The 24950-nt window shown below is 69.0% G+C and carries 31 protein-coding genes and 1 pseudogene; 17 read left to right on the forward strand and 15 right to left on the reverse strand.

All coding sequences use genetic code 11. The features are described 5' to 3' along the window. Positions 1–286: 286 nt before the first annotated feature. Positions 287–1252 carry a quinone oxidoreductase family protein gene (locus ACFY0P_RS28680; protein WP_388919095.1) on the reverse strand — a complete coding sequence of 322 codons (966 nt, stop codon included), beginning with the start codon at positions 1250–1252 and terminating at the stop codon, positions 287–289. A 92-nt stretch (positions 1253–1344) separates the two neighbouring features. Between ACFY0P_RS28680 and ACFY0P_RS28685 the strand changes: the two genes are divergently transcribed. Next, the gene (locus ACFY0P_RS28685) at positions 1345–1983 is read left to right on the forward strand and encodes a TetR/AcrR family transcriptional regulator (RefSeq protein WP_388919097.1); all 639 of its coding nucleotides are present in this window, start codon (positions 1345–1347) and stop codon (positions 1981–1983) included. A gap of 74 nt (positions 1984–2057) precedes the next feature. Next, the gene (locus tag ACFY0P_RS28690; RefSeq protein WP_388919099.1) at positions 2058–2567 is read left to right on the forward strand and encodes a nuclear transport factor 2 family protein; all 510 of its coding nucleotides are present in this window, start codon (positions 2058–2060) and stop codon (positions 2565–2567) included. A gap of 9 nt (positions 2568–2576) precedes the next feature. Here the strand turns inward: ACFY0P_RS28690 and ACFY0P_RS28695 are convergent, their stop codons facing one another. Next, positions 2577–2969, reverse strand: coding sequence for a winged helix-turn-helix transcriptional regulator (locus ACFY0P_RS28695; protein ID WP_388919101.1), 393 nt, complete (start codon positions 2967–2969; stop codon positions 2577–2579). After that, positions 2959–3588: a TetR/AcrR family transcriptional regulator gene (locus tag ACFY0P_RS28700; protein WP_352282472.1), complete on the reverse strand. Its 630-nt coding sequence runs from the start codon at positions 3586–3588 to the stop codon at positions 2959–2961. The genes ACFY0P_RS28695 and ACFY0P_RS28700 overlap by 11 nt, the downstream gene beginning before the upstream one ends. Positions 3589–3666: 78 nt before the next feature. Between ACFY0P_RS28700 and ACFY0P_RS28705 the strand changes: the two genes are divergently transcribed. Further along, positions 3667–3987 carry an EthD domain-containing protein gene (locus tag ACFY0P_RS28705; RefSeq protein WP_388919105.1) on the forward strand — a complete coding sequence of 107 codons (321 nt, stop codon included), beginning with the start codon at positions 3667–3669 and terminating at the stop codon, positions 3985–3987. Positions 3988–4002: 15 nt separating this feature from the next. On the opposite strand, the gene ACFY0P_RS28710 is transcribed toward ACFY0P_RS28705, so the two are convergent. Together ACFY0P_RS28710 and ACFY0P_RS28715 are read right to left on the reverse strand one after the other, a co-directional pair. Next, a complete protein-coding gene (locus tag ACFY0P_RS28710; RefSeq protein ID WP_388919107.1) occupies positions 4003–4932 on the reverse strand; it encodes an SDR family NAD(P)-dependent oxidoreductase in 930 nt (309 codons plus the stop codon). A 74-nt stretch (positions 4933–5006) separates the two neighbouring features. After that, a complete protein-coding gene (locus ACFY0P_RS28715) occupies positions 5007–5894 on the reverse strand; it encodes an SDR family NAD(P)-dependent oxidoreductase (RefSeq protein ID WP_352282475.1) in 888 nt (295 codons plus the stop codon). Positions 5895–5964: 70 nt separating this feature from the next. Here ACFY0P_RS28715 and ACFY0P_RS28720 point away from each other — a divergent pair, with 70 nt between their 5' ends. Continuing rightward, a complete protein-coding gene (locus tag ACFY0P_RS28720; RefSeq protein WP_388919111.1) occupies positions 5965–6897 on the forward strand; it encodes a LysR family transcriptional regulator in 933 nt (310 codons plus the stop codon). A 36-nt stretch (positions 6898–6933) separates the two neighbouring features. On the opposite strand, the gene ACFY0P_RS28725 is transcribed toward ACFY0P_RS28720, so the two are convergent. After that, the gene (locus ACFY0P_RS28725; protein ID WP_388919114.1) at positions 6934–7359 is read right to left on the reverse strand and encodes a VOC family protein; all 426 of its coding nucleotides are present in this window, start codon (positions 7357–7359) and stop codon (positions 6934–6936) included. Between the two features lie 43 nt (positions 7360–7402). Between ACFY0P_RS28725 and ACFY0P_RS28730 the strand changes: the two genes are divergently transcribed. From ACFY0P_RS28730 to ACFY0P_RS28745, 4 genes are all read left to right on the forward strand, one after another. After that, entirely contained in the window at positions 7403–8014 is a 612-nt protein-coding gene (locus tag ACFY0P_RS28730; protein WP_388919117.1) for a TetR/AcrR family transcriptional regulator, read from the forward strand. Positions 8015–8683: 669 nt separating this feature from the next. Beyond that, positions 8684–9262: a TetR/AcrR family transcriptional regulator gene (locus ACFY0P_RS28735; protein ID WP_388919120.1), complete on the forward strand. Its 579-nt coding sequence runs from the start codon at positions 8684–8686 to the stop codon at positions 9260–9262. Positions 9263–9338: 76 nt separating this feature from the next. Further along, positions 9339–10121 (forward strand): oxidoreductase, encoded by a 783-nt coding sequence (locus tag ACFY0P_RS28740; protein ID WP_388919123.1) that lies wholly within the window; start codon positions 9339–9341, stop codon positions 10119–10121. 397 nt (positions 10122–10518) lie between these two features. Then, positions 10519–10659, forward strand: coding sequence for a hypothetical protein (locus tag ACFY0P_RS28745; protein ID WP_388919125.1), 141 nt, complete (start codon positions 10519–10521; stop codon positions 10657–10659). A gap of 172 nt (positions 10660–10831) precedes the next feature. On the opposite strand, the gene ACFY0P_RS28750 is transcribed toward ACFY0P_RS28745, so the two are convergent. Continuing rightward, positions 10832–11737, reverse strand: a complete 906-nt coding sequence (locus ACFY0P_RS28750) for an AraC family transcriptional regulator N-terminal domain-containing protein (protein ID WP_388919128.1) — start codon at positions 11735–11737, stop codon at positions 10832–10834. 145 nt (positions 11738–11882) lie between these two features. Between ACFY0P_RS28750 and ACFY0P_RS28755 the strand changes: the two genes are divergently transcribed. The 3 genes from ACFY0P_RS28755 to ACFY0P_RS28765 all read left to right on the forward strand — a co-directional run bounded on the left by ACFY0P_RS28755 (position 11883) and on the right by ACFY0P_RS28765 (position 14083). Next, entirely contained in the window at positions 11883–12200 is a 318-nt protein-coding gene (locus ACFY0P_RS28755) for a putative quinol monooxygenase (protein ID WP_388919131.1), read from the forward strand. A 100-nt stretch (positions 12201–12300) separates the two neighbouring features. Continuing rightward, positions 12301–13275 carry an alpha/beta hydrolase gene (locus ACFY0P_RS28760; protein ID WP_388919134.1) on the forward strand — a complete coding sequence of 325 codons (975 nt, stop codon included), beginning with the start codon at positions 12301–12303 and terminating at the stop codon, positions 13273–13275. A 49-nt stretch (positions 13276–13324) separates the two neighbouring features. After that, positions 13325–14083, forward strand: coding sequence for an SDR family NAD(P)-dependent oxidoreductase (locus ACFY0P_RS28765; protein ID WP_388919137.1), 759 nt, complete (start codon positions 13325–13327; stop codon positions 14081–14083). 206 nt (positions 14084–14289) lie between these two features. Here ACFY0P_RS28765 and ACFY0P_RS28770 read toward each other — a convergent pair whose 3' ends face one another. From ACFY0P_RS28770 to ACFY0P_RS28780, 3 genes are read right to left on the reverse strand one after another with little or no spacing between them, the layout of a single operon-like run. Beyond that, complete coding sequence (locus tag ACFY0P_RS28770) at positions 14290–14712, reverse strand: arsenate reductase ArsC (protein ID WP_388919140.1); 423 nt, start codon at positions 14710–14712, stop codon at positions 14290–14292. Between the two features lie 26 nt (positions 14713–14738). Then, the gene (locus ACFY0P_RS28775; protein ID WP_388919143.1) at positions 14739–15476 is read right to left on the reverse strand and encodes an aquaporin; all 738 of its coding nucleotides are present in this window, start codon (positions 15474–15476) and stop codon (positions 14739–14741) included. Beyond that, on the reverse strand, positions 15473–15853 hold the full coding sequence (locus tag ACFY0P_RS28780; RefSeq protein WP_388919145.1) for an ArsR/SmtB family transcription factor: 381 nt from the start codon (positions 15851–15853) through the stop codon (positions 15473–15475). The genes ACFY0P_RS28775 and ACFY0P_RS28780 overlap by 4 nt, the downstream gene beginning before the upstream one ends. 106 nt (positions 15854–15959) lie before the next feature. Here ACFY0P_RS28780 and arsM point away from each other — a divergent pair, with 106 nt between their 5' ends. From arsM to ACFY0P_RS28795, 3 genes are all read left to right on the forward strand, one after another. Beyond that, on the forward strand, positions 15960–16853 hold the full coding sequence (gene arsM, locus ACFY0P_RS28785) for an arsenite methyltransferase (RefSeq protein WP_388919148.1): 894 nt from the start codon (positions 15960–15962) through the stop codon (positions 16851–16853). 65 nt (positions 16854–16918) lie between these two features. Then, positions 16919–17452 (forward strand): GNAT family N-acetyltransferase, encoded by a 534-nt coding sequence (locus ACFY0P_RS28790; RefSeq protein WP_388919988.1) that lies wholly within the window; start codon positions 16919–16921, stop codon positions 17450–17452. 536 nt (positions 17453–17988) lie between these two features. Next, a complete protein-coding gene (locus ACFY0P_RS28795) occupies positions 17989–19551 on the forward strand; it encodes a hypothetical protein (RefSeq protein WP_388919151.1) in 1563 nt (520 codons plus the stop codon). A gap of 133 nt (positions 19552–19684) precedes the next feature. On the opposite strand, the gene ACFY0P_RS28800 is transcribed toward ACFY0P_RS28795, so the two are convergent. The 5 genes and pseudogenes from ACFY0P_RS28800 to ACFY0P_RS28820 all read right to left on the reverse strand — a co-directional run bounded on the left by ACFY0P_RS28800 (position 19685) and on the right by ACFY0P_RS28820 (position 22893). Further along, positions 19685–19873: a hypothetical protein gene (locus ACFY0P_RS28800; protein WP_388919154.1), complete on the reverse strand. Its 189-nt coding sequence runs from the start codon at positions 19871–19873 to the stop codon at positions 19685–19687. A 349-nt stretch (positions 19874–20222) separates the two neighbouring features. Then, positions 20223–20678 (reverse strand): annotated as a pseudogene (locus tag ACFY0P_RS28805) (transposase); the annotation flags it as partial. A gap of 74 nt (positions 20679–20752) precedes the next feature. Then, the gene (locus tag ACFY0P_RS28810) at positions 20753–21502 is read right to left on the reverse strand and encodes an MBL fold metallo-hydrolase (RefSeq protein ID WP_388919157.1); all 750 of its coding nucleotides are present in this window, start codon (positions 21500–21502) and stop codon (positions 20753–20755) included. 588 nt (positions 21503–22090) lie between these two features. Then, positions 22091–22435, reverse strand: coding sequence for a hypothetical protein (locus tag ACFY0P_RS28815; RefSeq protein WP_388919160.1), 345 nt, complete (start codon positions 22433–22435; stop codon positions 22091–22093). Continuing rightward, entirely contained in the window at positions 22432–22893 is a 462-nt protein-coding gene (locus ACFY0P_RS28820) for a cupin domain-containing protein (protein WP_388919163.1), read from the reverse strand. The genes ACFY0P_RS28815 and ACFY0P_RS28820 overlap by 4 nt, the downstream gene beginning before the upstream one ends. Before the next feature lie 137 nt (positions 22894–23030). Between ACFY0P_RS28820 and ACFY0P_RS28825 the strand changes: the two genes are divergently transcribed. From ACFY0P_RS28825 to ACFY0P_RS28835, 3 genes are all read left to right on the forward strand, one after another. After that, positions 23031–23657, forward strand: a complete 627-nt coding sequence (locus tag ACFY0P_RS28825) for a TetR/AcrR family transcriptional regulator (RefSeq protein ID WP_388919166.1) — start codon at positions 23031–23033, stop codon at positions 23655–23657. A 757-nt stretch (positions 23658–24414) separates the two neighbouring features. Beyond that, positions 24415–24597: a hypothetical protein gene (locus ACFY0P_RS28830; protein ID WP_388919169.1), complete on the forward strand. Its 183-nt coding sequence runs from the start codon at positions 24415–24417 to the stop codon at positions 24595–24597. Between the two features lie 5 nt (positions 24598–24602). Then, the gene (locus tag ACFY0P_RS28835; RefSeq protein WP_388919172.1) at positions 24603–24941 is read left to right on the forward strand and encodes an ArsR/SmtB family transcription factor; all 339 of its coding nucleotides are present in this window, start codon (positions 24603–24605) and stop codon (positions 24939–24941) included. Positions 24942–24950: the final 9 nt, after the last annotated feature.

Genomic DNA, 24950 nt, shown 5'->3' on the forward strand with positions numbered 1-24950 from the left:
GATTCCACCTCACCACCCTCAACACCTGACGGCAGACATGCCCACGATCGGCTCCAGAGTCAACCCCCGAAGGATTTCCGGAGGGGACCACTAAGGCACTAGCCGCTCGCCGTGCCCGCCCAAGTAACCGCGACAGCCCTGCTAGGTCAGGCTTTCTTGGTGGAGGCTGTGGCGCCGCATCGAACGGCAAGTGAGGTCAGCACAGTTGAGAAAAGAAGCGACTACCGGCGCGCGCGTTCCGCCGCCTTGCGTGTCCGCCGGCCGGCGCCTCGATGCTGTTCCTGGTTCAGGGAAGCAGCAGGAGTTTGCCGGTGGTGGCGCGGGACTCGATGTCGCGGTGGGCCTGGGCTGCGGCGTGGAGTGGGTAGCGGTGGCCGATTCCCGGGTCGAGGTTCTTGTTCCGTACCAGGTCGAAGAGGTCGGCACTGTGGCGCAGGAGTGCTTCGCGGGTGGGGATGTGGTCCCGGAAGACCGGATAGGAGATCTTGATGCTGCGGGGCAGTTCCCGCATGTTGACCACCGGGGCCGCGCCCAGGACGGCTCCGTAGTACAGCAGTAGTCCGTGCCTGCGCAGCACGCTCATGGACGCGCGGAAGGTGGTTTCGCCGCCGCCGTCGAAGACGGCGTGGACGCCCTCGCCGCCGGTCAGGTCCAGCACCGGCTCCACGAACGCGGCGCCGGTGGACAGCACGACGTGGTCGGCGCCGGCCTGGCGGGCGGTGTCGGCCTTCTGCGCGCCCGACACGATCCCGATGACGGCGCCCCCGCGGGCCTTGATGAGCTGGGTCAGTTTCTGCCCGAGGCCGCCGGCCGCGGCGTGCACCACGGCGATCTGGCCGGGCTGGATGTCGGCGGCCTCGGTGACGAAGTGGTGAGCGGTGATGCCCTGCATCATCAGGCTCGCGGCCACGTCGTCGGGGATGTCGTCGGGCACCGGCACGGCGTCGGCCGCGGGCAGCACGATCTGCTCGGCGTAGGAACCGTAGGCATACACCCAGGCGACCCGGTCGCCGACGGCAAACTCGGTCACGTCAGGGCCCAGCGCGCTGACGCGGCCGGCGCCCTCCACTCCGGGTACGAAGGGGAGGTCGCCGGTGGCCGCGCCGAGTCGGCGGGCCCCGGTGTCCATGAAGTTCACCCCGGCCGCGGTGATGTCCACGCGGATCTCGCCCGGTCCTGGCTCGGGGGTGGGGAGGTCGGAGACGAGCAGCTGCTCGGGTCCGCCGAGTTCTTCCACAACGATGGCGCGCATGTCAGGCACCCTTCTCTTCTTTCGGATGCCGTCCACTGTCCCCCGCATAAAATGGACCAGCAAGTCCAATCCTGGAGCCTTGGGAGGCACCCGTGACCATCGGCGCAGACGGAGCGGAGCGGTTGACCCGCAAGGGCAGGGAGACCCGGCGGCGCATCGTCGAGGGCGCGGCCGAGGAGATCCGCGAGCAGGGCGCCGCCGCCACAACCCTCGATGACATCCGCGCCCGCACCGCGACCAGCAAGAGCCAGATCTTCCACTACTTCCCCGGCGGCAAGGAGGAGCTGCTCCTCGCGGTGGCCGCCCGCGAGGCCGAACGTGTCCTGGAGGACCAGGAACCCCACCTCTCCGACTTGCGCACATGGTCGGCCTGGCGGGCCTGGCGCGACGCGGTGCTGCGGCGCTACGAGCAGCAGGGTGTCAACTGCCCACTGGGGGTGCTGATCACCGAACTGGGCCGCACCACCCCGGCCGCGCAGCAATTGACAGGCCAGTTGATCAGCACGTGGCAGGCGGCCCTGCGCGCGGGCGTCCAGGTCATGCAGGAGGCCGGCGAGATCGACCGCCGGCTGGACGCCGACCGGACGGCGGCCGCACTCGTCGCCGCGGTGCAGGGCGGGGTGACGATCCTGATGGCTACCGGCAGCATCGCACACCTCGAAGCGGCTCTCGACACGACGCTGTCGCTGCTGCGGGCCGGTGCTCCGGATGGGCAGCGCCCCGACGCGTGAGAGGTCCCTCATCCCTATACGCACTTTTTTGTCAGTACTTCCAGTGACAAGTCACGCCGCCGTACGGTGCGTTCATGACGTACAACGCAACCCGGCAGACCGCCGGACCCTCTCTTGAGGAGCGCCTTCAGTACCTGGAGGACCGCATTGAGATCCAGGACCTGATGGTGCGCTACGGCCTCGGCCAGGACCTGCACGAAGATGGTGACAACGATGTCCTGGAGCAGTGGGACTCGGTGTTCGCACCCGGGGCCCGCGTCGACTACTCGGTGGCCGGCGGCCCGCAGTTGAAGGACATCCCCTACAGGGACCTCGTCGAGGTGATGCGCGCCCCCGACGGATCGATGAGTGGGCTGCTCAAGTGGCAGCATTTCCAGGGATTTTCCACTGTCGACATCGATGGCGACCACGCGGTCGCCCGTACCCAGCACCTGCACACGCACAAGGGCGACACCGACGGGCAGGGCTGGAACCTCATCCAGACGGGCTTCTTCGTCGACCGGCTGGAGCGGCGTCCGGAGGGATGGCGCATCATCCACCGCACCCTGGAGATCATCTGGATGGACACCTTCCCCACGGCGTGACGGGACGCATCAGCTCCCCGAGCCGGAAGGCCGGCCCTCGCCCGCGGACGAAGGGGCGTCGCTGCGCGACTGTGCCGCCCAGTCGTGCAGGGCGTAGAGCGCCGTCGCCAACTCCGCGCCAGCCGACGTCAGTTCGTACTCCACATGAGGCGGCACCTCGTCGTAGACAATGCGCCGCACGACGCCGTCGCTCTCCAGCGCGCGCAGCTGCTGGACGAGCATCTTCTGCGTCACCTCTGGGATGGCCCGCTCGAGGTCGGAGAAGCGGCGGGGTCGGCGGACCAGGAGGTGATGGATGATCAGCAGTTCCCATCGGCCGCGCAGGATCCCCAGGGCGTGCTCGACCCGGCTGATGGAGCACACCGAGGCCCGCGAATCGGCGGGGCGGGAGTCAAGGGTCATGGCGCTGGAAACCGTTCTCGGCGGAGGATTCCTGTGAGGAGTGGCGAGTCGTCAGGGCGGCCACCAGGCGCTCGTTGGCCTCGTGGGGTGTCATGCCCCAGTCCCACTCGGTCTTGTGCAGGCGCAGGGAAACGACACCGTGCCAGGCCGACCACAGCAAGAGCGCCGCGGTGAACGGGGCCTGTGGATCGACGCGACGGGCGAGTTCCACGATGCGCTGCTGCAGGCGAGGCCCGTGTTCGGCGCGGGTCGCCGGAAGCTCGTCGTCGCTCTCGAAGAGCAGCTGATACGCCCCGGGGTGCTCCAGCGCCCAGGTGATGTAGGCGTCGCCTGCGACGACCAGCCGGTCGGTGTCGTCGGGTGCGCTGTCCAGCGCCGCTTCGACCGTGCAGATCAAGGAGGTGTACTCGGCGTCGAGTACGGCCGAGCGCAGGTCTGCCTCCGAGGGGAAGTGCCAGTAGACCGCGGACGGGGCGACCTGGCAGGCCCGCGCGATCGAGCGCAGGGACGGCACGGCGACGGGCTGCGGTTGCGCCAGCATCTCCACCGCGGCTGCGACGAGCTCGCCGCGCAGATCGCGGCGAGCTCTGGCGTTGGCTCCTTCTCGGGATCTGCTCACCACTCCATTGAACACCTGTTCACTGTAGGCTTCAATGAACAGGTGTTCAGGAAGGTGGATACGGCGATGCTCACGCTCATGACAGTGATCCGCAAGCGGCCCGAGGTCTCCACGGAGGACTTCCGCCGCTTCATGGAGCACGAATACGGACCGACCTACGCGGCGCTGCCCCAGGTGAGGGAGTACGTGCAGTACTACCTCACCGACGCGGTGAGCGACGGCGTGGAAGAACCCATCGACGCGATCGTGCGGATCAGCTTCGACTCGCAGTCTGCGATGCGCGAGGCGCTCGCGACACCGGAGTACCAGCGGGCACACGAGCTGCGCGGGGCCTATATGCGGGAGGCGTCCACCGGTATCCATTCAGCGGTCCTGGACCGGCAGGTGCAGCTCGTCTGACGGGAGACACCTCGATCACGCCGCGTCGGCGATCAGGTCCTGCGACAGGTCCCACAGGCGCCGCGCGCCCGCCGGGTCGACGGCGTAGCGGGCGACGCCGTGCAGCGTGCCGGAGCGCCGGTCGACGATCTCAGTCTCGTTGCAGTCGACGAAGTAGCGGCCACCGACGCCTTCGAGCAACGGCGAGGTGGCCAGGAGCGCCGACGTGGCGGCGCCCTGTTCGACGGTCTTGATCAGCTCGGCAGGGACGCGGCCGCTGCCCCGGCCGCCGGTGTGCCGTTGCAGGTTCGTGTAGATGGCGCCCGGCATCAGGGCGTTGGCGGTGATGTTGTCGTCGGCCCAGCGGCGGGTCGCCTCCACCGCGAACAGGACGTTGGCCGTCTTGGACTGTCCGTAGGCGAGCCACGGGTCGTAGGGGCGGAAGGCGAAGTTGACGTCGTCCCACACGACCGGTGACTGCTGGTGGCCGGTGGAACTCACCACCACGATGCGGGCGTTGCGGTCGGCGGCCAGCGCGCTGTGCAGTCCGGTGGCGAGGGCGAAATGGCCGAGGTGGTTGGTGGCGAACTGCCATTCCCAGCCCTGCTCGGTGTACTGCTCGGGGCAGGCCATGACGCCCGCGTTGTTCACCAGGACGTGCAGCGGGCCTTGCCAGGCGGTGGTGAAGGCCGTGATGGACGCGGGGTCGGTCAGGTCGAGGTGCACGGCCCGCACGTCCTGGTTGCCGGTCGATCCGGTGATGTCCTTGGCGACGCGTTCGCCCGCCGCCACGTCCCGCACGGCGAGGGTGACGGCCGCACCTGTGGCCGCCAGGGCGCGGGCCGTCTCCGCCCCGATCCCGGAGGAGGCGCCGGTGACGACCGCGCGGCGGCCGGAGAGATCGATACCTGACACGACCTCGCCGGCGGTGCTGGCGAAACCGAACGGGGTGGTGAGGGCACTCATGAGGGGGCTCCTTGCGGAAAAGGCTGGATGGTGAAGCGGAAAGGGGCGCTGCGGGCGGGCGGAAGCCGGTGCGGTCAGGGCACGAGCATCGCGTCCTGCTCGACCGGGGGCGTGCCGTCGTGCCAGGGCAGGACCTTGCCGAAACGCACCAGCTCGCCGTAGAGCTCCGGGTCGACGTGCTCGGCGAAGACCAGATCAAGGACGGCCTCAGCGGCCCGGGCGGGCGACTGGGCCTGGCTGTAGTCGCTGAACCACGGGCGCGAGGTCGCCGTGTCGACCATGCCAGGGCAGACCGAGGCGACGAGCGTGCCGTCTGCCAGGTCCCTGGCGCGGCGTTCGGCGGCGACGGCGCGAACGGCGGCGACCTGGGCCACCTTCGAGGGCACGTTCAGCCACAGCGGCCAGCCGGCCTCCTGCGCGGTCTTGTGGTGGATGGCGCTGCGCCACGACTCCACGGCGTACTCGACCTGGTCCAGGCTCGCGCCGTCGAACAGGTGGTGCAGCCGGCCGTCGAGGTGGCCCAGCGTCCCCAGGCTGCTGGCCACGACGAGCAGGCGCCCACCGGGACGCAGCACCGGGCCGAAGGAGCGCAGCATCGCGTGCGTGGCGGTGTTGGAGACGTCGATGAACTCATCGGCCCGCTCCGACTGCGACTCCTCGGGGAGCAGTCGGGCAACCGCGTTGGAGATGACGACGTCCACCCCTCCGTGGCGGACCCGCAGGTCCTCGGCGAGACGGGCGATGGCGTCGGTGTCCGTGACATCCAGGACCCGGCCCTCGACCCGGGCCCGGGTGGCGGGCAGCTGGGCGACGTCCCGGGCGGCGTCCGCCACCCGCTGCTGACTGCGGCCGGTGAGCAGGACCAGGTCCTGCGGGTCCATGCGGGCCGCGAGCCCTTCGGCGAAGGCCCGGCCGAGCCCCTGGTTGGCACCCGTGACGAGGGCGATGCGTGAAGTGGTCATGCCCCCACGCTAGGAATCCGTCATCCATGAGTCCAACGAAAGTTTGGAACAGCTAGCATGCGTAAACATCATGGACTTCACGGATGTGTCACTGACGGCGTTGCGCGTCCTGCGGGCCGTGGCCGAACAGGGAACCTTCACCGCGGCCGCCGCGTCGCTCGGCTACACCCAGTCCGCGGTCTCCCGGCAGATCGCCGCGATCGAGCGCGCGGCAGGCACCGAACTGCTGGAGCGGCGGCGCGACGGGGCCCGGCTCACGCCCGCCGGCCGCGTCGTCATGCGCCGCGCGACGGTCGTGCTCGACGAGATCGCCGCGACCGCCAGGGAACTGTCGGGCCTGCCCGAGCAGACCGGAACGGTCCGGCTGGGATGGGTGCCCAGCGCCGGCGCCGTGCTGGTACCCCGAGCCCTTGCCACACTGCGTGAAAGCGATCCCGGACTCGAGGTCGTCGGCCGCGAGGGAGGCACCCCGGCGCTGGTCCGCGCGCTACGGGCGGGCAGCCTGGATCTGGCCCTGCTCGCCTCGGCGCCCCCGTTCCGCGCACCGGACACCGAGTCGCCCCCACTGGCCCTGCAGACACTCACCGAACGCCCGCTGCTTCTCGCGGTGCCCGCCACGCACCCCCTCGCCCGCGGCGCATACGTGGACGTGACCGACCTGCGGGGACAGCGCTGTATCGCCGGGTCCTCATCAGGAGAGGACCGCCTGATGGGCGTGTGGCCCGGCCTGGACGACCGCCCCGAGATCGCTTTCACCGCCCGCGACTGGCTGGCCAAACTCCACCTCGTCGCCGCAGGGTTCGGACTGACCACCCTCCCCGCCTCGCTCGTCTCCGCGGTACCCCCCGGCGTGCGGGTCCTCCCCGTCCGCGGCGGCCCGCAAGAACAGCGGCGCCTGCTCCTGGCCCGCCTGCCCGACCCGCCAACGCCGGCGGTGACACGAACGGCCGCCGTCCTTCGCGCGACGGCACTCGACGTCCACATGCCCCATCCCACCGCTTGAGCAGTGCCGTGCTGTGCCGGGCCGGACCTGCACCACTCAGGACGTCTCGATCAGCTCCAGCAGATTGCCCTCCGGGTCGGCGACGTACGCGTAGCGCATGCCTTCGCTGGCGCCGGGCACAGGGCGTGACACCACAGCGGCGCCGCAGTCCTGCGTCAGGCGGGCGAACGCGCCGTCGAGATCCGGGACTTGAAGCGCCAGGTGGGTGAAGGTCTGCGCGGCGGTGGCAGCAAACGCATCGGTGTGCGAGACGGGGCGCGATCCGGACCGCTCGACGAACTCCACCCGCAGGCCCGCCGCATCACTCAGAACGACGGTACGGACTCCCGCCTCGGGCATCTCCAGACGCTCTTCCACCTGCGTGAGACCGAACGCGTCGGCGTACCAAGATTCCTGCGCGGCAAGGTCCGCGACCGAGAGGCTGACGTGGTGAAACCGGGCAGCAGACATGATGACCTCCATGGTTAATGTCATTTACCTGGTAAGCGATGTTAACCTATCGGGTATGGCTCCTCCCGCTTCTCGACGTCCCGTCGGCCACCATCACGGCGACCTGCGCAACTCCCTCCTGCGGGCGTCCTTGGAGCTGGTCGGCGAGCGAGGTCCGCACGGCTTCACCCTCGCCGAAGCGAGCCGCCGGGCCGGAGTGAGCGTTGCGGCGCCGTACAAGCACTTCGCCGACCGGGACGCGCTGCTGGCGGAACTCGCCACACAGGGCTACCGCGAGCAGCGTCATCGCTTCGCCACGGCCGTGAACGGCATCGAGGAGCCCGCTGAACAGCTGGCGTCCTTCGCGGCGGCCTACGTCAGATTCGCCGCCGAGGAACCTGCTCTGTTCGATGTGACCTTCAATGCTGGCCTCGAAAAGTCCAGGTTCGCCGAACTGGCCACGGCGGGCGACGAGGTGGCCCGCCTCCTGCTGCCGGTGGCCCGACAACTCGCCTCCACCCCGGAGACCGCATTCGACCTGCTGCTCAGGATCGCTGCTGCCGCGCACGGCCTAGCGGTTTTCCTGCGGCAGGGCCTGTTCGGTGTGGGAGACGCGGCCCTCTCGGACACCGAGGAGAAGGCCGCCCGCACGGCGCGGGCCATCACGCGACAAGACGCCAACTCGTGATCACCTGAGTGGTGAACTCTGGCGCGCAGCCCCAGGCCCGAGAAGGGCCACGTTCGTGAGACTGATCCGCTGAGACACGGAGTAAGACACAGCCTGAAGCCGCAGGTCACAGCATCGCTACGGGAGACGGCCGTTGAGATCCCACATCCAGTGTAGGGTCTCGGCTTCCGTGGCCAAATCTCACGAACTGTGGCCACGCGTTGGCCAGTTGGCCACGAATCTGAGACTGGCAGGTCAAGCCGTTCACTTCCCGGACCTGGTACACCCTGACCTGGGAACATGCGCCGTCGGCCGACATGCCGTTGAGTGAGGACGCGCTGAGGTTCGCCCGGCAGTTGGCGGCCTCGAGACCTCGGGCTGGGCACCACGATCGCCGCGCGGGGCATGGCTCTGCGTCTCTCGCGCGAGCAGGCCGCGGTCGAACTTCCCGCGACTGAGGAGGCAATCGTCTCCCCTTTTGTCCGTACGCAAGGCCCTCGGTCATGACGGGGAGGTGCCGGCGCCGGGGCGCCCGATGCCGCGTTGGAGACGGGCGATGGCGACGACTCGCCCTGTCTCGGAAGGAGGACTTCGGGGCGGTCGCCGAGGCGCGGGTTGCCTCGGCAGTACAGCGGCTACGGCCCTCTAGTTCTTGACTTCAAGGTCAAGAAAGATGTTAGTGTTCTGATCATGGGAAGGCCCAAGCAGTTCGACCCGGATGCCGCCGTCGAGCACGCGATGAACGTGTTCTGGCGGAAGGGCTATGCCGCGACCACGCCACAGGACCTCGTCGATGCGATTGGCATCGGCAAGGGCAGCCTCTACAACACCTTCGGCAGCAAGCACACCCTGTTCGAGATGGCGCTTCGCCGCTATCGCGACAGTCAGGCCGTCGCGCTCATCGAGATGGTCGAGGAACCCGGGCCGGTCAAGGTGCGCCTGCGCAGGACGCTGAAGTTCCTTGCCGAGATGGATCTCGCCGACCCCGACCGTCGGGGCTGCATGGCCGTGAACGCCGCGGCAGAACTCGCCGGTACGGACGAGGTGGCAACCGAACTCGTTCAGCGCATGTTCGCCCGGACCGAGGATGCCTTCCGTGCGTTGATCGAAGAAGGGCAACGTTCCGGAGAGATCGCACCGGAACGTGATCCCGCAGCCTGGGGGAGCCTGCTGCTGAACACGGTCGTTGGCCTGCGGCTCATGGCGCGTGTTGCCGAAACCCCCGATCGTCTCGTCCGGGTGATCGACGCGACGGTCGATTCCCTCTAAGTCGAACCTGCAGCACTCGGTCCGCCGGGTGACTGCTGCCCGTGTTTTGTACTTACAGTTCAAAAATTGGAGTGTCGTGCACCTCAACCTCACCGCCAAGACGGCCGTCGTCACCGGTGCCAGCCGCGGCATCGGACTCGCCACCGTCCGGACGCTCACGGCCGAAGGCGTCCGCGTCGTCGGCGCTGCCCGCACCATCACGCCCGAGCTGAAGGAAACCGGCGCGCACACGGTGTCTGCCGACCTCAGCACCGCCGAAGGCGTCGCCGCGCTCATGGACAGCGCCCTGGTCGAACTGGGCGGCATCGACCTGCTGGTGAACAACGTCGGAGCCGGAGACGACGTGGAGCCCGTCGGCTTCCTCGACACCGACGACTCCCAGTGGGCCCGCGTCATCGACCTCAACCTGCTCAGTGCCGTCCGTGCCGCCCGAGCTGCTCTGCCGAGCCTGATCGAGCGTCGGGGGGCAATCGTCAACGTCGCGTCCATCAACTCCCGTCTGCCCGCCGCCGGCCCGGTCGCCTACAGCGCGGCCAAGGCGGCCCTCGCCGCACTCGGCAAGTCCCTGGCCGAGGAGTTCGGGCCCCAGGGCGTGCGCGTGAACACCGTCTCGCCCGGAGTGGTCCGCACGGCGATATGGGAGGACCCCGAAGGGTTCGGTGGCAAGGTGGCGGCCGGAGCCGGGGCGGAGCACGCCGCATTCCTCCAGCACATCCCGGAAGCCTTCAACATCACCACCGGCCGCATCACCGAACCCGAAGAAGTGGCAGCCCTGATCACGTTCCTTCTCTCCGACGTCGCAGGCAACATCACCGGAGCCGACTACGTCATCGACGGAGGCACCGTCAAGACGCTCTGAAACCAAAGAGTCCCGCGGGAGTGAGGCTGATTCCTATGGCTGTGGGACGAAAGGCGCCCGTCCCGCAGCCATAGGAAATGACACGACCGTGAGACGGAAGCATCCGGCCAGGCCGTGAGACAGATAGAAATTCCGCAGGTCATAGGGCTGCTCTATGTCACGGGTCGCGAGACCCTACATCAGGCTATGACCGCAGAGGGAACACTGCACGTGGGCAGCCGCGAGCCTCCCGTGGGGAGCCGGGAGGCGCGGCGGGCCCCGCCGCACCGGGGGGCGAGGCCCAAGGGGCCTCCACCTGGAGGTGGCGAGGCGCTGTCCGCACACCATGCACCACAAACCAGCCACCGGGATAGATCTCGGCCGGAAATAGGCAATTCCAGTGGGCAATGAGGGGCCCATGACCGTCAAGGTGATCAACCTCACCGCAGAGCGGCAGCCGGCGCATCCTGTGTCACTGCCCGCCCCGACCGGCAGGGCAGCGACGAGCTCCACGTCGAGGCGCCTGCTCTGCTCCATCCACGGTGTCTACGACCGGTGATGTTCTCGCCATGCCTCGCACAGCACGCCCAACTCCTTCTGGAGTTGCGGCAGGAGGTCCTGGGGCCGTTGCAGGTGGCAGACCAGGACGTACTGGTCGTCCCGAAAAGGCTCGAAACCATAGAACGATCCCCGCTGCCCCTTGCACGATTTTCCTCCGCGATCCAGCCGACTCAGGGAAGGACACCTGCGGGGGTGCGCACGCTGTGACGCAAACGGGCGGCGTCCTGACTGGGGGGTGCGCCGAACTGACGGCGGTATTCCCGGCTGAACTGTGACGGGTTGTCATAACCCACGCGGAGACCGACTCCGGTGACGTCGCCCGGGCGGGTGGCGAGCAGCAGCCGGGCCTCCTGCAGCCGGATCTGCTTCTGGAACTGGATGGGGCTCATCGCGGTCACCGCGTGGAAGTTGCGGTAGAAGGCGGAGACGCTCATGCCGGACAGCCGCGCCACGTCCTCGACCCGGAAGGGCTGCGCGTAGTGCTCGCGGATCCAGCGCACGGCCCGGGAGACATGGCTGAGGCTGCTGTCGGCCAGGCCGAGCTGGCGAACCGTCGCACCCTGCTCGCCGGTGATCAGGCGCCACAGGATCTCGCGCTTGACCAGCGGGGCCAGTACAGCCCGGTCGCGGGGCTCGTCCAGCAGGCGCAGCAGCCGGACAACCGCGTCGAGCAACGGTGCCGAAGCATCGCTGACGGCGATCCCCGACGGTGTGCCTCCACCGGAGCGAGGAGTGTCTCCGGGCCCGGCCTGCAGCAGCAACTCGGCGACGGCGGACGGTTCCAGCACGAGACCGACCCCCAGCGCGGGCTGCTCGGGGTCGGCCTGGGTGAACTGTCCGGTGACGGGCAGGTCGACGGATGCGACCAGGTACTGCCCTGGGCCGTACTCGTACACCCGCTCACCCAGGGCGAGTCGTTTGGTGCCCTGGGCGATGACCGCCACCACCATGCCGGACATCGAGGGCGCCGGCGGATCCGCCCGGTCGACCTTCGAGATGAGGACGCCGTCGATGGCAGTGGTCCAGTCGGTCCGGGCGTGCCGGGCCAGCAGGGTGCGGAGTTCTTCGAGGTGCATGCGTCCATTGCAGCACCACTGCCTGCCGTACTTCTCATGGCCGAGAGGATCGTGCAAGTACAAGGGAGCATCGTTCTAACGTTTTCGCAGGTCAGGGCGATTGAATGGAATCACCGCACTCCACCACCATGGGAAGAAGGCATCCATGATCGCCAACTATGGCTTCCAGGCCACCCTGACCGCCAGGCCCGGAATGGGCGACCGTCTGGTCGACCTGCTGCTGACCGGCCTGCACGAGGGCAGCCCCGGCGCGAGCGAACACTGCATCGTCTACCTGATCTCCCGTTCAGCGTCCGACCCCGACGTCGTCCACGTCACCGAGGGCTGGACCAGCGAAGAGGACCACCACCGGATCTTCGCCGGTGAGGCCGCACAGGCCATCGTGGCGCAGATCGACGGACTGCTGGCCAAGGAGTCCCCGTACACCGACTACGTGCCGGTACGCGGCAAGGCCACCTTCTGACCCGCCGATCGATCCCCTGGTTCTTCCTGCCGCCTCGGTCCCTGCCGAGCGGCCCTCTCCTCTCCCGACCGTCCGCCACCACCCCCCGAAAGGCACCACCATGACCGCGCCGCGACCTGCCCTTGACCCCGAACTGCGTGAGCTGCTCGCCGACATGCCCCTCATGTCCCAGCTCAGTCCAGAAGTACTCGCGCAACTGCGCCGGCTCCCGTCGACGCCCATTGAGTCCCTCCTCGCCCACCGGCACGTCGACCGGCGCGAAGTCACCGTGCCCGCCAAGGACGGTGCCCCCATCCCTCTGTCGGTCTTCAGCCCCGCGAACACCGATCGCACCACCGCCGCACCCTGCGTCTACTGGATGCACGGCGGCGGGATGGTCATGGGCGACCGCTTCTCGCAGATCGACATACCGCTGGAGTGGCTCGACGCCTTCGGCGCGGTCGTGGTCTCCGTGGACTACCGGCTCGCACCCGAGGCCACCGGCACCGCCCTGGTCGAGGACTGCTACCAGGGACTGCTCTGGGTCACCGAACACTCCGCCGAACTGGGCATCGACCCCGCCCGGATCGTCGTCGCGGGCGCCAGCGCCGGCGGCGGCCTCGCCGCCGGCCTCACCCTGCTGACCCGCGACCTCGGCACCCCGGCGATCGCCGCGCAGATGCTGATCTGCCCCATGCTCGACCACCGCAACACCAGCACCTCCAGCCGCCAGTACACCGGCGTCCCCGGCGTGTGGACCGGCGAGATGAACGAGTTCGGCTGGCGCAGCGTCCTCGGCGAACTCGCCGAGGACGAGGTGCCCGCGTACATCTCGCCCGCGGTGGCCGACGACCTCTCGGGCCTGCCGACCACCTATGTCGACACCGGCTCCGCCGAGGTCTTCCGCGACGAGGACGCCGACTACGCCACCCGCATCTGGGCGGCCGGCGGTCAGGCCGAACTCCACATCTGGGCGGGCGGCTTCCACGGGTTCGACGCGCTGTACCCGCAGGCACCCATCTCGGTCACGGCCCGCCGGACCCGCACCGACTGGCTCACCCGAGTCCTGCTCCTGCCCCCGGCCTCCGCCGCATGACCCCGCCGGCCACTCACGCACACACACGACCGCACCCAGGAGGAGCACCATGAAGGTCGCCATCGTCACGGGCGCCAGCTCCGGCATAGGCCAGAGCGCCGCAATCGAGATCGCCAAGCGCGGAACCGGAGTCATCCTGACCTACGGCACCAACCCACAAGGAGGGCTGGAGACGGCCGCCGCCATCGAGAAGGAGGGCGGAACCGCCGTCGCGCTGCAGCTGGACGTGGGTGAGACCGGAACCTTCGCGGCTTTCCGCGACACGGTGGCCGCCGTGCTGCGCGACACCTGGCAGCGCGACACCTTCGACTACCTGGTCAACAACGCCGGTTTCGCGGAGACGTCGTTGATCGAGGCCACGACCGAGGAGACATTCGACCGGCTCATGGGGGTCCTGCTCAAGGGACCGTACTTCCTGACACAGCGGCTCCTGCCCGTGATGGCGGACGGCGGGGCCATCGTCAACACGAGCAGCAACGCGGCGGCGACGGCCGGCCTGGAGCCCGGCTACTCAGCCTACGCGTCCATGAAGGGCGGCCTGAACGTGCTGACCCGGTACATGGCCAAGGAATTCAGCACGCGCGGCATCCGCGTCAACGCCGTCTCGCCGGGATCGACCCGCACCCGGATCGCCGACGACGCCTTCACCCGGTTCCCCGAGGTCCTCCCGGCCCTCGCAGCGAGGACCGCGCTCGGCCGAGTCGGCGAACCCGACGACATCGGCGCGATGATCGCCACACTGGTCTCCGACGAGAGCCGCTGGGTCACCGCTCAGAACATCGAGGTATCGGGCGGCTACAACCTCTAGTAGTAGATCACTGAAAATCCTGGTGCAGGGCGTCCGGCTGTCGGCTGGGCGCCCGTCCTTATGCGGTGGCCGGGGTGTGGGACCCCGCGGCGCCTGCAGCCCCACGCATACCGCAGCCTTCGAATACGTGACGGGTACCAGCACTGCGCGACGACCTGGCCGTGCAGCATCCCGCCTTCGGCACGTGAGCGCGCCTCGCGCACCGGTCAAGCCGAGACCGCAACGCCCATTTCGGCCAGCAGACCGTATACCCGCTGCTCGATGGCGTCGCGGATCGGCCGGATGGCCCCGACACCTTGGCCGGCAGGGTCGTCGAGCTGCCAGTCCAGGTACCGCTTGCCGGGGAAAACGGGGCAGGCGTCGCCGCACCCCATGGTGATCACCACGTCCGAGGACTGCACCGATTCCCTGGTGAGGACCTTCGGCGTCTCGGCGGAGATATCGATACCGACCTCCTTCATCGCCTCCACGACCGCAGGGTTGACGGAGTCGGCGGGCGCGGAGCCGGCCGAGCGGACCTCGACTCGGTCGCCGGCGAGGTGGGAGAGGAAGGCAGCGCCCATCTGGGAGCGGCCGGCGTTGTGGACGCAGACGAACAGGACCGACGGGCGCGGGGCGGGAGTGCTCATGGCGAGTGTCTCTCTCAGGAGTGTGGTCAGGATGAGGCGGGCTCGGGTTCGCTGCTCGGGGCGCCGATCTCGCGGCGTGCCGGGGCAGCTCTCGGGGCGTAGACCGCGGCAACGGCAGCAAGGCCGAGCGCTGCGCCGAGCAGTTGGGCGGCGATGAACGGGGCGACGGAGGCGGGCGCGATACCGGCGAAGGTGTCGGTGAAGGCCCGGCCGATGGTCACCGCCGGGTTCGCGAACGACGTGGAGGAGGTGAACCAGTAGGCGGCCCCGATGTACGAGGCCACCGCGGCCGGAGCGAGCGCGGCGCGGCCGACCCGGCCCAGGCCGAAGATCAGCAGGATCAGCCCGGCCGTGGCGACGACCTCGCCCAGCCACAGGTGACTGGCGGACCGGTCGTGCGTGGAGAAGTTCACGAGCGGCCTCGCGAACATCGCGTCGGCCAGGATCGCCCCGCCGATCGCGCCCGCGATCTGGGCGGGTACGTACGCGGCGACGGCCCGCAGGGGGAAGCCGTCCTCGGCCCGGCGGTCGGTAAACCAGGCGGCCAGTGTGACGACCGGGTTGAAGTGTGCGCCGGAGACCGGCCCGAGCAGCAGGATGAGGACTCCCAGGCCGAAGACGGTGGCGAGGGAGTTGGCGAGGAGCTGCACGCCGACGTCGTGCGACAGCTCGGTGGCCTGGATGCCGGAGCCGACCACCACGGCCACCAGCAGCCCGGTGCCGATCGTCTCGGCGGCCACGCGGCGGCCGAGGGAGGCGTTCACGCGCCGGCTCCGGCGGGCTGGGCGGTGGTCAGGAACGCAGCGAGCCGGTCCAGGACGCCGGGCAGGACCCAGTAGTACACCCAGGTGCCGCGGCGCTCGCAGTCGATGAGCCCTGCCTGGCGGAGCAGCCTGAGGTGGTGGGAGATGGTCGGCTGGGACAGGTCGAAGGCCGGGGTCAGCTCGCACACGCAGACCTCCCCGCCCTGCCCGCGCGAGGCGATCATCGACATCAGGCGCAGACGGACCGGGTCGCCCAGCGCCTTGAAGACCTTCGCAAGGTCGGTCGCCTGGTCCTCGTCCAGTGGCGCGGCGGACAGGCCCGGACAGCAGGCGCCGTCCTGGTCCCGGCCGACTACCTCAAGCTCTTGTTTCGACATGCTTCTATGTTGACGTTTTTCGATTCAAGGCGCAAGGTTGCATCAACGAACGTCAATACAAGCCGTTCCGGGCCCATGCCGTGGCCCGCCATCCAGGAGTGATGTCATGAGCGAGCAGTCCACCGACCTGCGCGAAACCGTCCGCCGGCGGTACGCCGCGGCGGCCGTGAAGGTCACCGAGGGCGGCGCAGCCTGTTGCGGGCCGCAGCAGGTCGAGGTCGACGAGAACTTCGGCTCCACCCTGTACGCCGCCGACGACCGAGACGCCCTGCCCGCCGAAGCGGTCGCGGCCTCCCTCGGCTGTGGCAACCCCACCGCGGTCGCCGAACTCCGCGCCGGCGAGCGCGTCCTGGACCTCGGCTCCGGCGGTGGCATCGACGTCCTGCTCTCCGCCCGCCGGGTCGGTCCGGCCGGCAAGGCGTACGGGCTGGACATGACCGAGGAGATGCTCGCCCTCGCCCTGGCCAACGCGGTGAAGGCCGGCGCGACGAACGTGGAGTTCCTCAAGGGCACCATCGAGGCGATCCCGCTGCCTGCGAACACCATCGACGTCGTGATCTCCAACTGCGTGATCAACCTGTCCACCGACAAGCCCGCCGTGTTCGCCGAGACCTTCCGCGTCCTCAAGGCCGGCGGTCGGATCGGCGTCTCCGACGTCGTCGCCGACGACGTCCTCACCGCCGAACAGCGGGCCGAGCGCGGCGACTACGTCGGCTGCATCGCCGGCGCCCTCTCGTTCGCCGAATACCGCGCGGGCCTGGAGGCCGCCGGGTTCACCGACGTCGAGATCACCCCGACCCACGCGGTCGCCGACGGCCTGCACTCCGCCATCGTCCGCGCCGCCAAGCCGCCGGCCACCGAGACCCAGACCGAGATGACCGAGCCAGCCGATGCCTGCTGCGGTGTCAACGCCTGCTGCACCCCTGGCGAAACCGCTGCCGACCCCACCCGGACCGTCACCGAGGCCAAGTCCGCCTCGGGCTGCGGCTGCCAGGAGTGAGCTGAGCCCGCATGAGCAAAAACTTGGTTGATCGGCTGGTGTCCGTCGTATAGCAATGCCCTGTGATGCGTGGCGGAAAGATCGGGCTGCGTGCCCGGCACGAGAGCGACGTCCCAGTTCTTCACTCCGAGCTGTACGACGATGTGGCCACACGGTCACGCGCCGACTCCCGTCCGTGGCGGCCCGTCCCGCCAGGTTCGGGTCACTCGCCCTTCGCCGTGGCCGGGCCGTCGGACGAGGCAGCGTGCTTCTCCGTCGTCGAGCTGGAGTCGCAGGAGCTGGCCGGTGAGGCCCTGCTCTGGGGCATCGACACGCACAACCGGACGGCTCACATCGGGATCGCCCTGCGCCCCGCATTCCGCGGCCACGGGCTCAGCGTCGATGTCCTGCACACGCTGTGCGAGTACGGATTCGCCGTGCGCGGACTGCAGCGCCTGCAGATCGAGACCCTCACGGACAACACCCCGATGCTCGCGGCGGCGGCCAGGGTCGGGTTCACGCGGGAGGGAACACTGCGGAGCTCGGCCTGGGTGTACGGCGCATACGCAGACGAAGCCGTCCTCGGCCTCCTCGCGAACGACTGGACGCCCCGGGGCTGAACGGCGCGAGTCAGGTGCCGCGATAGAGAGATGCGGGCACAAAGGGCAAGGTAGATCTTTCACGAAGCCCTGTCCCGGGACGGTTCGCCCGGTCGCCGGGCAGTCCCTTCAAATGACCAACGCGGGCTGCGAGATGCGCGTCGGGATGCTCCCGCGATGAGTCATCGCACTGGCCCTGTCCGTCGTTGACGAGGTGTGAGAGCAGCCTGCCGTTCCGAAGGGAGTAAATGCATCGGCGATGAGCTGGTCTGTGGGGTATGCGGCTGTGTCGGGGTAGGGCGGGCCCGAGGTCGTACAGGTCGAGGGATTCCCTGATCGGCTTGATCAGTTTGGTGAGACGGTCGCGTAGTAGTTCGCTGAGATGCGGCCCGCCCGGTCAGGACAGTCGCGTCGTTCGTGAGGGCTATGGAGTGGCCCTTTGCGCTATGCGCTCGGTCGCTTTCCGTAGTGCTGACGGTCCGGGCCAGTTTCCACCCGTCCGTCAGCTGACGGACACTCGGGCGCAACCTTCCGGTGTTCTGGCGTGTCCTCGTAGTGTGCTGACGATACGTAGAACATGGCGGACGGCCGCGGCCGCCGCTTTCGCGACCGCCGCCATGGTGGTCGCAACCCCGGCCGCGCACGCCGCCGGAACGACGCTCGTCCTGGACGCCCAGGAGAACTACTACCTCCCCACCGAAGGCGAGGGCCCGAACCTGGACCTCGGCATCACCGCCTCGGGCGGGGACGCGCACGGCGTCTCGGTCGCGGTCGACGCATCGTCCCTCGCCGGGAAGGCAACGATGGTGGTCACGGGGGACTGCGTGAGCACCGGCACCCTGAAGGTGAGGTGCGACGTGGGCCCGCTGTCGGGCAGGGAGTCGATCGACCCGTTCTTCCTGAAGCCCACCGCAGCCGCCAAGGCGGGCGACACCGGTGCCATCACCTACGCCGCAACCGCCTCCGACGCGGCCACCGTGACGGGGAAGACGGAGGTCCTGGTCGGCGGGCCGAAGCTCGTCCCCCGGCCCTACCAGGCCCTGAAGGGCATCGCGCCCGGCGCCGCCTTCGAGCGCACCCCGGCTTTCGCCAACACCGGCACATCCCCCGCCGACAAAGGCGTCATGCTGCTGGTGCAGGACTCAGAAGGCGTCTCTCTCGCCCGTGACCACTCCAACTGCCACTACTCGGACCAGCCCGACGCCGGCGCCTGGTGCCGGTTCGACACCCCGGTCGCGCCCGGCGCGGCCTACGAGACGGACGCCCCGCTGCGCTACACCGCCTCCAAGGACACGATGTACGGCTACAACACCTACGTCGTGTGGCCGGTCGGCGGCACCGCACCCGACTCCTTCGACCCGTCCGACTTCCCCAAGACCGGCACCGGCGCGCCGCTCGGCCTGAAGTCCGTCGCCTCCGGCTCCGGATTCACCGGCTCCGGGTACGGCACCTTTGCCACCACCCAGCACGCCGACTACCAGGCGCTCGGTGACACGGTCGAGGGCAAGGTCGGCGAGACGGTGAGCATCACCGTGGGCGTGCGGAACAACGGGCCGGGCCGGATGAACTTCCGGTGGATGGACGCCGAGAACTCCGGCACGTTCGTGGTGACCCCGCCCGCCGGCACCACCATCACCGGCGTCCCCGGCCCCGGCGAGCAGGGCGACCCCGGGCCGCTGTGGAACTGCACACCGCGCAAGGCCGGCGCGAAGAGCTACACCTGCGAGATCGGCAGCACGGACTTCCGGCCGGGCGACTCCGTGACCCAGGAGTTCAGGGTGCGGATCGACCGGATCGTCCCCGGCGCGCGGGGCAGCGTGCGGGCGGTGGAGAACCCCGAGTACCCCAATCGTGACGACGCCGCGACGAACGACACCACGGCGATCGCGGTGAAAGCCACCGGCTCGGCGACGTCCAGCCCGTCGCCCAGCGCCTCCGAGTCCCCGTCGGCCACGGCCACCGCGACTCCGTCCGGCTCCGGGACGACGACCGGCGGCGGGCTCGCCGCCACGGGCGCGGACGGAGTCCTGCTGCGGGCGGGCACCGCCGTCCTGCTCTTGGCGGGCGGCGCGCTGGTGTTCCTGGCGGCGCGAAGGTCGCGACCGCGGGGCGGCCGCTGACCCCGCCGCCCCCGCGTGGCAGGGTGTCAGCTGCCGATGAGGCATTCCGTCACCTCGCGAACCGTATTTCGTCGGTAGTCCTGTCTTGGGGCGTGTGGGTCCTCAGGCTGTCGCGTGGAGGGGGTTCCGGGTGTCAGTGGATGTGGGGGCGCCTGGCTGGGGTTCTGTGTCGCCTGTCGATGCTCGGCGTCGCCAGGTGCCGGGGGTCGCCGTGGTGGCGGCGGAAGGCGGCGAAGGCGTAGGGCGAGTTGTAGCCGACGCTCGCGGCGACGGCTGCCATGCCGAGTTCGCCGGTGCGTAGGTGGTCGCGTGCGAGGGCCATGCGCCATACTCGTATGAGGGTGACTTCTCCGGGCACGAGTTCCACTGCTTGCACTGTGTTTCCCGGGGCGTCGGTGTCGAGCCGGAGCCATCCGTGGCTCCGGACGACGGTGTGCACGGACAGTTGGATCGTGCCGGCCAACCGTAGACCCCATGGGGGGCTTGGCGACGGACCGGGCGAACACTGCGCCGCCGACGCGAGCCCGGGTGAGGTGATCGCGCAGTAGGTCCATGCGGTCAGTGAGCCCCCTTCCAACGTGGCTGTGTGATCGAGGGGTTGCGGTGACGAAACAACGAAGCCCTAGGTAGATGGGTTGTCGGCTAACAGAAACCTTCTCCGCCTAGAGCCCCGAGTCCTGCTTCTCGGAGCGCGCCAGGACAAGGACACCGTCGAGGTCCACGATCACCTGCCCGTCCGCATCCGGCGCCGCGTTCCCGGCCAACTGCCGGACATGTTCGCGTACTTCGGCGCGGGCGGCTCGGAGTGCGGCCAAGGCTCGCTGTCCGGCCGCTGCCGGCTTGCCGATCCGGCGGTAGACCGTCGGGTCCGAGGCCACCGGCCCGAACACGGCCGACTCGGCCCGCAACATGCCCACATCGGCCAGGCAGTCCCCGCCCAGCGCGACGGCGAGCGCGGCCTCCAGCAGAATCTTGCCCGGATCGTGCACCGCCCGCGGCTTGCGCCACGGTGCCAGCGCCGCCGATAGCGCCGGATCCAGACCGGACTTGCGGACCGTCTCCACCAGCAGCACCGCCCCGGCCTGCGAACCCACTCCGCGGCCGCCGCCCTCGACACGGACACGAGGCTACGACCCGCTACGCTTCCTCACCCTTTGATGAAGGCTTGGGCAGCCCCGCTCGTGTACTGACTGGGCAAGGGTCACAGCGTGAGTACCTGTCCGGTGGGCAGGATGCGCACGTCGATGTCGGGAGCCAGATCGCCGGTGGCGTCTTTGTAGTGCTCGGGATGGTTGCGGTCGAGCTTCACGAGGATCCGGTCGCCGATCGCGCCGGACGTGTAGGCGTAGTGGATCGGGACCGCCAGCCTGGGGCGCAGCAGGGCGGTGAGTTCTGCGGCCTGAGCCGCGTCCATGACTTCTTGTCGGTTGCCCTGCGGACGGGAGGTGAGCCCGTTGATCGGCATCAGGGCCAGGTCGATGTCGGGGAAGTGTTGGGCGATCTCGTCGAGCTCGGGTATGCGGCGGGTGTCGGCGCCGAAGAAGACCGTCGTACCGTCAGCCTCCAGAAGGTAAGTGACCTCAGGCACGCCGTGGCCGGCCGGCGCGGCGGTGACGCGTACCGGGCCGAGGCGGGTGGACTGCCAGGGGTCGAGCTCGGTGACATTGCGCCACCCCTTCGCTCGGAGCTTCTTCCCGGTCCCGCGGTTGACCACGATGGGTACGTTCTTGTCCGGGTAACGGGCCAACGCTCCCAGGTCGCAATGGTCGTAATGGGCGTGGCTGATGAGGATGCCGTCCAGTGGCGGCAGGTCGGCTGCGGTGGCGATGCTGCGTGGCTCGCCCTGGCGGTACAGCACCCGCTCGGAGAACCAGGGGTCGGTAAGGATCTTCGCGCCGTCGAAGTCGAGCAGGACGCAGGCGTGTACGACACGTTCGAGGGTGGTGGGCATGCGCTTGTCTCCCTTGGTGGGTGAACACGGATGCGAGTGGTCGCGACCCCTTGAGGTCTTCGGCCACGACGCGACGGGGACAGGCGGAGGGCGGCCCGCACTCGATCGTCGAGTTCGAGTTCCGTCGGTCGGAGGTCTGTCGGTCCGACTTCTGTCGTTGCGTGGTCTGTCAGTTGACCTGGCCGGCTTCCATGACAGTTTCTCGGTGTACACATCGCCGAGCAGCGGGCCAATGACCGTGGTGTCACCGAGCACCGAGCCGGCGGTGACCACTGGCCCGTCCACCCACCGCCGTACGGCCCGGGCGGCGAGAGGACGGGCACGCTGTTGGCCAGGCCGATGGTCTCGGCGAGTCTGTAGGCCGTCACGATCCAGCTCGGATGCCCGGGCCGCCGAGATCTCCCACGATGGTCGGCAGCGCGCTCGACGCGATCGTCCGCTCCAGGCCGACAGCAGGAGTCCTTGCAGAATCATCGTGAACACGATGTTCCTCCGGGCCCGGGACATGGGACTGGGCTGGCCCCGGCACCGCGATCAACGGTGCCGGTTGCGGAACCTGTCCGGCCTCCCATCGCGAGTGAGCCGCGCTCACGCGGTGGCAACGGCCGTTGTGACGTGTACGGCGGTCAGGAGCGAGGCGCCTGCGATCATCGTCCATTTCCGGGCGGCGACTCCGATGGCGGCGTCGCCCACCTGGGCGGCGGCGGCCGCGCACAGGATGAGCGAGCCGGCGGGACCGGACCACGCGAGTGGTGCGACCAGGGCCGCCACTCCCAGTGGCACTCCCCTGGTCGCGTACATCCAGCCGTAGAAGCGTTCGCCGGCGGTCGGTGCACCGCTCTCGCTCAGCGCCGCCGGTCGTACACCTCCGACAAGCGCGAAAGCGATGCCGGCGACTGCGGCAACGGCGTTGGCCCCCAGGAGAACGTTCACGAGGCGTACTCGGTCGACGGTTCGGTGCCGTACTTCGTCCAGACCTCTGCGACGGCGTCGTGTGACAACGGCTGCCCCGACTCGACCATGGCCTTGAGGTCACGGAAGTACTGCACGTACAGGTCCGGAGTGAAGGTGTTGAGCATGACCGCCGTGTCGTCAGTCACGTTGGCGAACGTGTGCGGTGCGCCTGGCGGGACCATGACCCACGTACCGGCTCCGGCGTCGTAGTCGTCCTGCCCGACGGTGAACCGCACGCTGCCCGACAGTATGTAGAAGCCCTCGTCGTGCTGTGCATGGCGGTGCTGCGGAGGACCAGCGGTGTGCGGGGGGATGGTGATTTCACCCATCCCCAGGCGGTGGTTCGTGTTGCTGCCGTCCTCAAGGATCCGGATCGTCGACGGGCCGTTGACGATGAGCTCGCCCTCGCCGGGACCGGTGATCGACACCTTGGCCATGAAGTCTCCCTGACTGGTGGGTTGCCAACGCCAGGACCCTATGGTCGATCCGAACATGCATGCAAGTCGACTCTTAAAAAAATAGTCGACTCTCATTCGATGGTCTCGCCCGCTATGCTTTCGGGCAGCACGGAAGGATGATCATGGCGGAGCGGAGTCGCCCGAACGGGCTCAGTAGTCAGATGGAACGCACCAGGTCGGCGATCGTCAGGGCTGCCCGCGATCTCGCCGACACCGGGGCGGAGATCACGATGCCTGCAGTCGCGGCCGAGGCACGGGTCTCCGAAGCGACCGCCTATCGCTATTTCCCCGACCTCATCTCACTCCTGCGCGCCGCCGTGATGACGGAGGATCTGGTCGCGGTCCTGCGATCGGCGACGCGCAGCGACGACCCGGTCGAACGGATCGGTCAGGCCGCGGAGATCCTCGGCCGGGCGGTGCTGCGCAGGCAGGGTGCCGTCCGGGTGGTCGTCGCCTCGACCATCGCGAAACCCTCGACAGCCAAGGACCGTCCCGCCCACCGCTTCGGACTCATCGAGCACGCACTTGCCCCGTGGACCGACAGGTGCGGCTCCGCGCAGCGCGCGGACGTGGAACAACTGGTCCGCGGCCTCGCCCTCGTGATCAGCGCCGAGTCGCTGTTCGCCCTGATCGACCTCTGTGGCCTGACCCCTGACGACGCGATCACCAGCCTCGTGACCACCGCACGGCAGATGACCGCAGCCGCAGTCGCAGCCATCCCCACGAGACCTGCCACCGGCTGAACCGCCGAATGCCGACTGTGCTTGCTGCACGAGAGGTGTGGCGCACTGCGCCATGCCGCAGCCCATACGGCAAGGGGCGAGCCGAAGGGGCCGCGAACGGCGTCCGGGACGCCCGGCACATCTGGCGGTCCCGGATCGCCTGAGGCATCCGGCGGATGAGGACCTCGGCCAGGCGGGGCGCCGCCTGGCCGAGGTCCACAATGAGGCCCGTCTTGCGGACCGTCTCCAGTAGCAGGACCACACCAGCACGCGTGACCACCTGCCGAGCATCTCCCCCGACACGGATACGCGGGTACGGCGGGACGGGCTCTCTCACCTGGAAAGCGCTCTTCCCCTTGGGGCGGCCGTCAGGACGATCCCGGGCCCGGGGAAGCCGCTGACCGCCGCAGCCGTCCGCCAGCCGGAACTGACGGTCAGCGCGATGAGTCACCCGAGTCAGGGGACCGGGCACGGGACGTGGACATCGCATAGCCAGGCTCCGGCCGCCTCCGGCACGGTCACGGCCGTTCGTGGAACATCGCGGGTTCCCGGCGCCATCTCCACATATCCGCGGTTTCGATCGACGTCGCGCAAGTCGGTGCGTGATGACGAGCCGCCAGCCCCGCCGGCCACGGAACAAGCCAGCTGGATCGGTGACAGGGTTCCATTTACCGGCACCCCGAGGGGCGGCTGTGCGGCTCGCCCGGCGTATAATTGAAGAGTTCTTCAATTGGTTAGTTGATTCTGTTGACAGATGACTCACGGTGTGGAGGCCGGGGTGGGAACAGCTGTAGAGGCGTTGCTGGCGCGGGTGCGGGCGGCCCGGGCCACCTTGGCTGCCGCCCGGGAGGCGGAGGACCCCTATGCCATCGCAGTGGCGCAGGACGAGCTGGATGACGCGGTGAGGTTCGCCCGCAGGCATGGACTTGACGTCGAGGCGACAGAGCCGGACGAGGAGTGATCGGGATGCCGGTTCCGCTGTACGAGGCGAAGGCGGAGTTCTTCCGGATGCTCGGGCATCCGGTGCGGATCAGAGTGCTGGAGCTGCTGCAGGACGGGCCGAAGCCGGTACGTGACCTGCTGTCCGCCATCGAGATCGAGCCGTCGAGCCTGTCGCAGCAGCTGGCGGTGCTGCGCCGCTCCGGGATCGTGACCGCGACCCGGACCGGCTCCACCGTGGTGTATGAGCTGGCGGGCGGGGATGTGGCCGACCTGCTGGCCGCGGCACGCCGGATCCTTTCGGTGCTGCTGGCGGGACAGCAGGAGCTGCTGGAAGAGCTGCGTTCCACGGATGCAGCACGGTGAAGGGCGGCC

Origin of the sequence: Streptomyces sp. NPDC001714 (genome assembly GCF_042892755.1) — a bacterium.
Lineage (GTDB): Bacteria > Actinomycetota > Actinomycetes > Streptomycetales > Streptomycetaceae > Streptomyces.

What these genes read in the sequence shown, in the direction of transcription:
- ACFY0P_RS28680 (WP_388919095.1), bottom strand. Translation starts at nt 1,252, where the DNA reads ATGCGCGCCATCGTTGTGGAAGAACTCGGCGGACCCGAGCAGCTGCTC.
- ACFY0P_RS28690 (WP_388919099.1), top strand. Translation starts at nt 2,058, where the DNA reads ATGACGTACAACGCAACCCGGCAGACCGCCGGACCCTCTCTTGAGGAG.
- ACFY0P_RS28695 (WP_388919101.1), bottom strand. Translation starts at nt 2,969, where the DNA reads ATGACCCTTGACTCCCGCCCCGCCGATTCGCGGGCCTCGGTGTGCTCC.
- ACFY0P_RS28705 (WP_388919105.1), top strand. Translation starts at nt 3,667, where the DNA reads ATGACAGTGATCCGCAAGCGGCCCGAGGTCTCCACGGAGGACTTCCGC.
- ACFY0P_RS28710 (WP_388919107.1), bottom strand. Translation starts at nt 4,932, where the DNA reads ATGAGTGCCCTCACCACCCCGTTCGGTTTCGCCAGCACCGCCGGCGAG.
- ACFY0P_RS28715 (WP_352282475.1), bottom strand. Translation starts at nt 5,894, where the DNA reads ATGACCACTTCACGCATCGCCCTCGTCACGGGTGCCAACCAGGGGCTC.
- ACFY0P_RS28720 (WP_388919111.1), top strand. Translation starts at nt 5,965, where the DNA reads ATGGACTTCACGGATGTGTCACTGACGGCGTTGCGCGTCCTGCGGGCC.
- ACFY0P_RS28725 (WP_388919114.1), bottom strand. Translation starts at nt 7,359, where the DNA reads ATGGAGGTCATCATGTCTGCTGCCCGGTTTCACCACGTCAGCCTCTCG.
- ACFY0P_RS28730 (WP_388919117.1), top strand. Translation starts at nt 7,403, where the DNA reads ATGGCTCCTCCCGCTTCTCGACGTCCCGTCGGCCACCATCACGGCGAC.
- ACFY0P_RS28735 (WP_388919120.1), top strand. Translation starts at nt 8,684, where the DNA reads ATGGGAAGGCCCAAGCAGTTCGACCCGGATGCCGCCGTCGAGCACGCG.
- ACFY0P_RS28745 (WP_388919125.1), top strand. Translation starts at nt 10,519, where the DNA reads ATGACCGTCAAGGTGATCAACCTCACCGCAGAGCGGCAGCCGGCGCAT.
- ACFY0P_RS28750 (WP_388919128.1), bottom strand. Translation starts at nt 11,737, where the DNA reads ATGCACCTCGAAGAACTCCGCACCCTGCTGGCCCGGCACGCCCGGACC.
- ACFY0P_RS28755 (WP_388919131.1), top strand. Translation starts at nt 11,883, where the DNA reads ATGATCGCCAACTATGGCTTCCAGGCCACCCTGACCGCCAGGCCCGGA.
- ACFY0P_RS28760 (WP_388919134.1), top strand. Translation starts at nt 12,301, where the DNA reads ATGACCGCGCCGCGACCTGCCCTTGACCCCGAACTGCGTGAGCTGCTC.
- ACFY0P_RS28765 (WP_388919137.1), top strand. Translation starts at nt 13,325, where the DNA reads ATGAAGGTCGCCATCGTCACGGGCGCCAGCTCCGGCATAGGCCAGAGC.
- ACFY0P_RS28770 (WP_388919140.1), bottom strand. Translation starts at nt 14,712, where the DNA reads ATGAGCACTCCCGCCCCGCGCCCGTCGGTCCTGTTCGTCTGCGTCCAC.
- ACFY0P_RS28780 (WP_388919145.1), bottom strand. Translation starts at nt 15,853, where the DNA reads ATGTCGAAACAAGAGCTTGAGGTAGTCGGCCGGGACCAGGACGGCGCC.
- arsM (WP_388919148.1), top strand. Translation starts at nt 15,960, where the DNA reads ATGAGCGAGCAGTCCACCGACCTGCGCGAAACCGTCCGCCGGCGGTAC.
- ACFY0P_RS28790 (WP_388919988.1), top strand. Translation starts at nt 16,919, where the DNA reads ATGCGTGGCGGAAAGATCGGGCTGCGTGCCCGGCACGAGAGCGACGTC.
- ACFY0P_RS28800 (WP_388919154.1), bottom strand. Translation starts at nt 19,873, where the DNA reads ATGGCCCTCGCACGCGACCACCTACGCACCGGCGAACTCGGCATGGCA.
- ACFY0P_RS28810 (WP_388919157.1), bottom strand. Translation starts at nt 21,502, where the DNA reads ATGCCCACCACCCTCGAACGTGTCGTACACGCCTGCGTCCTGCTCGAC.
- ACFY0P_RS28820 (WP_388919163.1), bottom strand. Translation starts at nt 22,893, where the DNA reads ATGGCCAAGGTGTCGATCACCGGTCCCGGCGAGGGCGAGCTCATCGTC.
- ACFY0P_RS28825 (WP_388919166.1), top strand. Translation starts at nt 23,031, where the DNA reads ATGATCATGGCGGAGCGGAGTCGCCCGAACGGGCTCAGTAGTCAGATG.
- ACFY0P_RS28835 (WP_388919172.1), top strand. Translation starts at nt 24,603, where the DNA reads ATGCCGGTTCCGCTGTACGAGGCGAAGGCGGAGTTCTTCCGGATGCTC.